Raw genomic sequence first — 8327 nt, forward strand, 5'->3', positions numbered from 1 at the left:
CTCAGGAGGGAAAATTGCATGGGGATAGTCTTCGACAAGCCGCTCCGCGTCTACGCTCCCCCAAACAATTTTGAGCACCGTGTAGACGGTGGGGTATTAAACCCATAAGGGAAATGATAAACTAATAATATTTTTATCTATAGCATTAGACATCTCCTCCAAATGAGGGAGTAGGGAGTAGAGGGAAAGATCAGTTATCAGTTATCAGTTATCAGATTTTTACTTCTTCCTTCTAACTTGAAGAAGGAGTCAGGAGTCAGGAGGACCTCCTCAGGAGGGAAAATTGCATGGGGATAGTCTTCGACAAGCCGCTCCGCGTCTACGCTCCCCCAAACAATTTTGAGCACCGTGTAGACGGTGGGGTATTAAACCCATAAGGGAAATGATAAACTAATAATATTTCTATCTATAGCATTAGACATCTCCTCCAAAAGAGGGAATAGGGAATAGGGAATAGGGAACCCACCCCTCGCCCCTCCCCCTCCTGGGAGGGGAATAATTGATAATTTCTGTACTATAATTGATTTGATTTTTGATTTTTGGAGATGTCTATTATAGAAATAGCAAATTTTTGACTTTTAACTTTTGACTTTTGACTTTTAACTTTTGACTTAAAAATGTCTGAATGGATTGAAATTGGTAGAATTGTTGCTCCTCAAGGTTTGAGAGGAGAGTTGCGAGTATACCCTAACTCTGACTTTCCAGAAAGATTCTTAGAACCAGGAAAAAGATGGTTATTACAACCAGGTCAGGTAGACCCCCAAGATATTGAGTTACTGGGTGGTCGTTATCTTCCTGGTAAAGAGTTATATGTAATACAGTTGGCAGGGATTGAAAATCGTGAACAAGCTGAAGCATTACGCAATAGTCATTTGTTCGTCCAACGAGGCGATCGCCCCCAACTAGGAGAGGATGAATTTTATCTACCAGACTTAATTGGTTTGACGGTTATTAATCAATTAAATGGGGAAATTATTGGTAAAGTTGTGAGTATGATTTCAGCAGGAAACGATTTATTAGAGGTAGAAAAAATATCTACAGATACTCCGATTATTTCTGAAACTATTACTCAAGATAAACCACTACAAGAAAGTGGGAGAAGTCGGCGTAAAAAAAATCAGAAAAAGCCTAAATCTTCCCCTCCTCAAAATCTATTAATTCCTTTTGTTAAAGAAATTGTTCCTGTAGTTAATTTTGAAAAAGGTATCATTGAAATTATTCCCCCATTAGGCTTAATTGACTTATAAAAAATGGGTGCATCTCAATTTTGATTGAAGAAGGAGACAGGAGACAGGAGACAGGAGACAGGAGGAAAATTACATGGGGATTCTAACCCCAAGTAATTTTGAACACCGTGTAGACGGTGGGGTATTAAACCCACAAAGAAAATGATAAAGCCAAAAAATTATCGCTTTTAGGCAACAGGCAACAGGCAACAGGCAACAGGCAACAGGCAACAGGGAATATATAGAAAAAAAGTATTTTTGCTTGCTATGAGATGCTCCCTAAAAAATTACATCAACTGAAATTCTTTAATAGCAGGTAAAAAGTTTTTATTTTCATGGCTTGGGCGACTAAGTTTAATCAGAACAAATCTTTGTAGTGGAGTTAGATTTTTCCATTTTTCTAATTTAATTTCAACCCCTGTTTCTTGAGCTTTAATTTGAACAGCATCCGGAATTTTTGTGTCATCCATCCAAGCTGGATTTAGTTCTATAGATAATTCTTTAGCAGGAGTATCTGTATGTTTAATTACTAACTCATATAGCCACTCTCGATAATTTTTAATTTCCTCTGGTGTACTGCAAGATTTATCTACTAGCTCTTGACGAATTAAATGATTAAATTGATGCCAGTGAGATAATTTTAATTTAACTCCGCAGGTATCTAATTTATAACGGACTATCATGGGAATACATCGTAGAGATTCTACAAAGTCTTGCTCAAATTCAAAATAATTATTGATCATATTTTCTTGATTTTTCAGTTTTATATAATGTCTGGTAAAACAGTTATGATTAGGCTCGTAGTTTTGCTCTATTCCTAATATTTAGGGTTTGCTGAAAAAGTATTTTAGTAGGGGTAGGAGACAGGAGATAACCCACCCCTCGTCCCTCCCCCTCCCAGGAGGGGAAGACAGGAGACAACCCACCCCTCGCCCCTCCCCCTCCCAGGAGGGGAGAAATGGGAATGAGCGAGGAAGTAGGAGTAAGAATTGTAAGAGTGATTTTTCTGCCCAACTATGCGCCTAAAATACTAACTTTTTGAGCGTTTTAGACTGAAACAGGCGCACTTTTTTCATTCCCAAAAAGGCTAAAGTCTTTATATTTCAATGCTTTTATATTTAATCAGCAAGCCCTATTTAGCCCTAATATTAAGTCTGATTAATTAGCCATAATAAAAATGTTTTATAGCGTTTCTCAAATTAGTGATATACAGTTGTTTTTCTTTTTTTCTATCCCCTGTTTCTCGAATTACTACTCCCTACTCCCTAAAACAAACGAATTTTGTACCTCACCAATATGAGAATTGCTATATTAAGTAATTAACACAGACTGAATAACTTTTTTTGATAATTATTAGCTAGTTATTGTTAATTATTCTTATTTTTACTTCTCCCCCACCTGCCCACTCCCCCAGGGCTAATTCATTGTCGTCAGAGAATATTTATATGGATATGAAATACATTTAATTGTGCAAATATCAAGAATCTCCCCATCTCCCTATCAATTTTTCTAAGCGTGACAATAAATTGACCCTGCCCCACTCCCCCGCTCAAGAAAATGTAGCAAACATTTATCAAATTGGTATAAAGGACTAGAGCAAAACTACAAACAAAAAATTATTTCGGCAACTTATATTGCCCTACAATTTTCTTGGCAAACTCTGGCACATGAGCCTCTAATTTTTCTGGATGATTCCGCTTAACATAGAGATAATTACGAGTGAAATGAGAATCAATAGAAAACCGCCCATATTCCAAACCTTTAGGACCAATTTTTTCAATAACAACTCCCATTAATTTTGCAGCCCACATCGGCAAAGTAACAGCTTGGTCATAAGCCGGAATACTTTGTTGAACAGCATTTTTTCTATCTCCCTGAGACATTACAGGTTGAGTATCTAACTGATTCATCACCAAATCTAACATTTGTTTTCCAGTCTCATTCCTAACAGTAATCCACTGCCAACCAAAAGGCGCTCCCATATATCCCACGACCAAATCTGCCAAACCATTTACATAGTCAAAACAACTCATACAAGAAGGAGCAAAAACATCTTTTAATTTCTTAGTATTCAACCCAAAAAATGGCACTTTTTCTATAGAGCCATCCTCATGTTTAAAATGTACTCGAAAATCTTGCATAAATTCATAATGCACCACAGTTTCTGGTGACTTACTCGTAGTATCCAAGAACTTTTGCAAACCCTCTCTAGTCACATTATCTACACAGGGAGTTCCCAAAACATAGAGCTTTTCTAAACCTAATTGTTTTTCCACGGTTCGTAATGCTTGAATCTGACAACCAACCCCAATTACTAACAATTTTTTCATCCCAGAATTTTCAATTTCTTCTAATACCGAAAGATTAGGAGAAAGAGTCGGTTTATTCACTTTTGCTGCCAATACTTCCTCCGGAGTCCGGGCAATAACTGGCATCGGTTGAAAGCGGTCTTCCTGAGTATTTTGTACACAGACCACGCCTTCCACGATACCTTTATTCAACATTTCACAGGCGATCGTACTCACAATACCAGTCCATTGTGCGCCTTCAATAGGTTGTTTTTTCCGAGCTGCCATCATATCTTGATGAACGCCGAAATAAGTCTCATTATCATTGTCGAGGTTGCGGGTGCGTCCGTGAGTTTCTTGTTCGAGGTTGTCAAATTGTTGGTTAAGAAATGCACAAGCATCCTTGACATAATGGATATAATATGTGTCGCACAAACCACATTCGCTACAGAGTTCTTTGGCAGGGCGACGCGCACCTGGTCTAAGTGCTTTAGCTTTCTTGTGTTTGGGGGTGTTTGGAGTTGAAATAGTCATTTCAGTTAACAGTTATCAGTTATCAGTACCTCACCTCCATTAATAGGGAGGCAAAGTTAGGAACTTTTATCTAGAATACCACTTTTTAGTTATCAGTTATCATTATGGAGAGGTCTATTAGACATCTGGTAAAAATCAAAAATAAAATCAATTATTATCCATAAATTATCAATTACTCCCCTCCTGGGAGGGGGAGGGGCGAGGGGTGGGTTTCCCCTGTTCCCTGTTCCCTGTTCCCTGTTCCCTCTTTTCTGGAGAGGTCTATTGACAAATTCTTAATATGGAACGCCAAAAATCTCCCGTTCCCAAATCTTCTCCCCCATGTTAGAACTAATATTGTAGTAATCTCTCAAAGACAACCGATGGATATTCCCAAATTTAGCAGGAAACTAAAAGAGGTTCGGTAATGAGCGTAAATTACATTTTAAGCCAATATATAGACGAAGCAATGTCCGAAGCAGTTTACGATAAACTCGAAGATGGCACTTTCGTCGGTAGAATTCCATCCTGCAAAGGCGTTATCGCATTTGCACCCACACTGCGCCAGTGCGAGAATGAGTTACACTCGACCTTAGAAGATTGGATTCTAATAGGGTTGAAACTCCGTCATGCTCTGCCAGTTATTAGCAACATCAATTTGAACGAGGAGCCAACCCGTGATCCGGTGGACACCCTGTAAGCGTCGGGATTTTGTCAAAAAATTGCGACAATTGGGATTTGATGGACCTTTTTCTGGCTCCCGACACCAGTTTATGGTCTTCGATGATAACCGTTTAACCATTCCCTCTAACGATGAATATTCTGTACCCCAATTGCGGATGATGATTCGAGAAATTGAGGAAATTATCGCTCGTCCTATCTCCCTTGATGAGTGGGTGACTTTATAGTTACTCCAAAGCGTTCGCGGAGCGTTGCGGATGCAATATCGCTTCTCCAAAACCAACCACCTCTGAGGGGCGATCGCTGAGGTGCTTAAGTCCTATATAATCACCGATTTACTTACAATGAATAATTGCTATAATATACTTTCAAAAATTCTCTTTTTGGGTATTCTAATTTATGGTCAAGCCTCCTAAACAGACCTTATTAGCTGTGCTGAAAATAGCTCTGGTGTCTACTTCTTTGCCTTTAATAGTAACAAGTTTGTCTCCATTATACCCAAGCACTAAGCAAATTAATAGTCTAGTCTTTGCCCAAGAAAATGTTAAGCCTAACCCTCAACCTACTGCTAGTCTTGAACCAAAAAAGACAAGTCAACCAACTGAACAAAAAACACAGGAAAATTCGGAAAATTCTGATGATGAGAAAGACTGGGAAGGATGGTTAATTTTAATCTTTGTGCTGACGAGTTTGTATTTAGGAATTCTCTGGTTTCGCCCCTTATTGTTATTGGTTCTACCTGCGGAATTAAAGATACCGAAAACACCAATAACTCCAGAAGTTAAACTACCTGTTGCTATCTTACGTTTTCTCAAGTATCGCCCCAGGGTATTAGATGCTTGGGTGGAAAAACATCTGGAGACTTTTCAACAGAAGTTTCTGGAAAATGAAACTGTTGAGGAACGAAAAGATTATGTTTCTCTTCCAGTTGAATTAAACAGTCAGGAAATTGATGAACTGACGGCGGAAACTTTGAGCGAACCTTTTAAAAAGGAAAAGCGAGTGCGACTGTTAATTTGGGGTGAAGGAGGCTCAGGAAAAACAACTATTGCTTGTCAAATTGCTAAATGGGCAATGAAAAAACAGCATCAGTCTAAAGCTTTAGCCAAACATTTGATGTTACCAGTTTTAATTGAGAAGGAAATTGATAATACTGGAGATGGCATCAAACCGATAATGGAAGCAATTATGGCAGAAATTCAGGAGTTGATCGATAACGAACAAATGATAGTTGATGAGTTATTGGTTAAACAACTCCTACGAAAGCGCCGAATTTTATTGATAGTCGATCGCTATTCGGAGATGAGTCAAGAAACTCAAGGAAAGTTTAATCCTGACTCGAAGGAGTTTCCAGCAAATGCTTTAATTGTCACTTCCAGGATAGAGGAAGATTTCCGGGGTATTGATATTAAAATTAAAACTCTCCGGTTTGATGGAGGAAAGTTAGCTTATTTTATCGAGCAGTATTTGAAGGAGTGCGGTAAGTGGCATTTATTTGAGGCAGATCAAGAAGATTTTTTACAGGAATGCGCTCAACTTGCACGCATTGTTGGGGAACAGAAGACTATTACTGTTTTGCTGGCAAAGCTTTATGCTGAGAAGATGATCAATAGTAAGGAGAATAATTTTACCTCTGAGGGTTCTCTCGACAATATTCCCGATCTGATACTTAACCATTTAGAAAAGTTGAACCGTCAAGGAGAAAGAGAGACTAAGAGTGAATATCCTACAATTAAACAAGATGCTCAACTAATTGCTTGGAAATGTTTGGAGCAAAATTATAGACCATCCTATGCGGAGCGGGAAGCAGTGGTTAAAGCTTTTGAAGATTTGGGGAGAAATGATGCAACATTATGTCTTGAGTATTTTGAGAAACACCTCCGACTGCTCAAGTCTATTGGATATGGTGAAAGAAAAGATAGAAACAAAATTCGCTTTGCTCTCGATCCGTTGGCGGAATATTTGGCTGCACTATATTTGGTAGAGCAGAATAAGGATGATGAGGAAAAGTGGCGGGAGTTTCTGGTAACAGCAGAGGAAAAGTTGGGTAAGGAAGAAATTAAAGGCTTTTTGCTGGCAGCGAGAGATTGTTGTTTGGCAAAAGGTTCAGAGCTTAGAGTACCTAGTTTTGTAGCAGATGAAATTGGGAAACTAGCAGGATTAGATTTGGAGGAGTTAGAAAAAGAGTTAGAGAGGCAAAGGATTAAAAGGCTTGTCCGCAATTTGTTTGCTCCAGGGGCAACGGTACGAGATAGGTTGGACGATCTTAGAAAAATAGGAGGTAGTGGTTCAGTCGCTAAATTTGTTGTTCTTGATATTGTTAAATGTCTAAAAGATGAAGATTCATCGGTGCGTTATTCTGCTGCACAGACGTTGGCAAACTTAGGCAATGGTTCTGAACCTGTCGTCCAAGCTCTTTTACTTTTACTTCAAGATGAAAAACCAGGGGTGCGTAATTCTGCTGCACAGGTGTTAGGCAACTTAGGCAATGGTTCTGAACCTGTCGTCCAAGCTCTTTTACCTTTACTTCAAGATGAAAAACCAGGGGTGCGTTCCTCTGCTACACAGGTTTTAGGCAACTTAGGCAATGATTCTGAACCAGTGGTGCAAGCTCTTTTACCTTTACTTCAAGATGAAGATTCATTGGTGCGTTATTCTGCTGCAGAGGCGTTAGTCAAATTAGGCAATGGTTCTGAACCTGTAGTCCAAGTTCTTTTAGCTTTACTTCTAGATGAAGATTTATGGGTGCGTGATTCTGCTGCAGAGGCGTTAAAAAAGTTAGGCATTAATTCAAAGCTTGAAAAGTAAAAAACCTAGTTGTTCAATTAATAGGCGTTGCTGAATCAAGGTATGAAAATAAAAATTGAACAATTTGAAATAGTTGTTATTCAATGGTTTATAAATTACAAAAAAATACAAATCATACCCAAAATCAGCAACGCCTATTAATTGAACAACTAGGTTTTTTACTTTTCAAGCTTTGAATTAATGCCTAACTTTTTTAACGCCTCTGCAGCAGAATCACGCACCCATAAATCTTCATCTAGAAGTAAAGCTAAAAGAACTTGGACTACAGGTTCAGAACCATTGCCTAATTTGACTAACGCCTCTGCAGCAGAATAACGCACCAATGAATCTTCATCTTGAAGTAAAGGTAAAAGAGCTTGCACCACTGGTTCAGAATCATTGCCTAAGTTGCCTAAAACCTGTGTAGCAGAGGAACGCACCCCTGGTTTTTCATCTTGAAGTAAAGGTAAAAGGCTTGTCCGCAATTTGTTTGCTCCAGGGGCAACGGTACGAGATAGGTTGGACGATCTTAGAAAAATAGGAGGTAGTGGTTCAGTCGCTAAATTTGTTGTTCTTGATATTGTTAAATGTCTAAAAGATGAAGATTCATCGGTGCGTTATTCTGCTGCACAGACGTTGGCAAACTTAGGCAATGGTTCTGAACCTGTCGTCCAAGCTCTTTTACTTTTACTTCAAGATGAAAAACCAGGGGTGCGTAATTCTGCTGCACAGGTGTTAGGCAACTTAGGCAATGGTTCTGAACCTGTCGTCCAAGCTCTTTTACCTTTACTTCAAGATGAAAAACCAGGGGTGCGTTCCTCTGCTACACAGG

9 protein-coding genes are annotated in these 8327 nt (G+C 38.9%); 6 read left to right on the top strand and 3 right to left on the bottom strand.

The window, feature by feature from the left end; translation table 11 throughout:
• Positions 1 to 617 precede the first annotated feature (617 nt).
• On the top strand, positions 618 to 1247 hold the full coding sequence (gene rimM, locus D5R40_RS27845) for a ribosome maturation factor RimM (protein WP_124146949.1): 630 nt from the start codon (positions 618 to 620) through the stop codon (positions 1245 to 1247).
• 266 nt (positions 1248 to 1513) lie between these two features.
• On the opposite strand, the gene D5R40_RS27850 is transcribed toward rimM, so the two are convergent.
• On the bottom strand, positions 1514 to 1969 hold the full coding sequence (locus D5R40_RS27850) for a nitrate reductase associated protein (protein WP_375339418.1): 456 nt from the start codon (positions 1967 to 1969) through the stop codon (positions 1514 to 1516).
• Between the two features lie 88 nt (positions 1970 to 2057).
• Here D5R40_RS27850 and D5R40_RS36245 point away from each other — a divergent pair, with 88 nt between their 5' ends.
• Positions 2058 to 2252, top strand: a complete 195-nt coding sequence (locus D5R40_RS36245) for a hypothetical protein (RefSeq protein ID WP_124155518.1) — start codon at positions 2058 to 2060, stop codon at positions 2250 to 2252.
• 590 nt (positions 2253 to 2842) lie between these two features.
• On the opposite strand, the gene D5R40_RS27860 is transcribed toward D5R40_RS36245, so the two are convergent.
• A complete protein-coding gene (locus D5R40_RS27860; RefSeq protein ID WP_124155519.1) occupies positions 2843 to 4048 on the bottom strand; it encodes a Coenzyme F420 hydrogenase/dehydrogenase, beta subunit C-terminal domain in 1206 nt (401 codons plus the stop codon).
• A 406-nt stretch (positions 4049 to 4454) separates the two neighbouring features.
• Between D5R40_RS27860 and D5R40_RS42205 the strand changes: the two genes are divergently transcribed.
• From D5R40_RS42205 to D5R40_RS27875, 3 genes are all read left to right on the top strand, one after another.
• Positions 4455 to 4727 (top strand): type II toxin-antitoxin system HicB family antitoxin, encoded by a 273-nt coding sequence (locus D5R40_RS42205; RefSeq protein WP_124155520.1) that lies wholly within the window; start codon positions 4455 to 4457, stop codon positions 4725 to 4727.
• Positions 4705 to 4935 (top strand): type II toxin-antitoxin system HicA family toxin, encoded by a 231-nt coding sequence (locus D5R40_RS27870; protein WP_240041669.1) that lies wholly within the window; start codon positions 4705 to 4707, stop codon positions 4933 to 4935. Before D5R40_RS42205 ends, D5R40_RS27870 begins: the two co-directional genes overlap by 23 nt.
• A 172-nt stretch (positions 4936 to 5107) precedes the next feature.
• On the top strand, positions 5108 to 7516 hold the full coding sequence (locus D5R40_RS27875; RefSeq protein ID WP_124155521.1) for a HEAT repeat domain-containing protein: 2409 nt from the start codon (positions 5108 to 5110) through the stop codon (positions 7514 to 7516).
• Positions 7517 to 7674: 158 nt separating this feature from the next.
• Here D5R40_RS27875 and D5R40_RS27880 read toward each other — a convergent pair whose 3' ends face one another.
• The gene (locus tag D5R40_RS27880; protein WP_240041670.1) at positions 7675 to 7980 is read right to left on the bottom strand and encodes a HEAT repeat domain-containing protein; all 306 of its coding nucleotides are present in this window, start codon (positions 7978 to 7980) and stop codon (positions 7675 to 7677) included.
• A gap of 1 nt (position 7981) precedes the next feature.
• Between D5R40_RS27880 and D5R40_RS27885 the strand changes: the two genes are divergently transcribed.
• The coding region (locus tag D5R40_RS27885) for a HEAT repeat domain-containing protein (protein ID WP_134239630.1) at positions 7982 to 8327 on the top strand (346 nt) is incomplete at its 3' end.

This window comes from Okeania hirsuta (assembly GCF_003838195.1).
Classification (GTDB): Bacteria; Cyanobacteriota; Cyanobacteriia; order Cyanobacteriales; family Microcoleaceae; genus Okeania; species Okeania hirsuta.

What these genes read in the sequence shown, in the direction of transcription:
- rimM (WP_124146949.1), top strand. Translation starts at nt 618, where the DNA reads ATGTCTGAATGGATTGAAATTGGTAGAATTGTTGCTCCTCAAGGTTTG.
- D5R40_RS27850 (WP_375339418.1), bottom strand. Translation starts at nt 1,969, where the DNA reads ATGATCAATAATTATTTTGAATTTGAGCAAGACTTTGTAGAATCTCTA.
- D5R40_RS27860 (WP_124155519.1), bottom strand. Translation starts at nt 4,048, where the DNA reads ATGACTATTTCAACTCCAAACACCCCCAAACACAAGAAAGCTAAAGCA.
- D5R40_RS42205 (WP_124155520.1), top strand. Translation starts at nt 4,455, where the DNA reads ATGAGCGTAAATTACATTTTAAGCCAATATATAGACGAAGCAATGTCC.
- D5R40_RS27875 (WP_124155521.1), top strand. Translation starts at nt 5,108, where the DNA reads ATGGTCAAGCCTCCTAAACAGACCTTATTAGCTGTGCTGAAAATAGCT.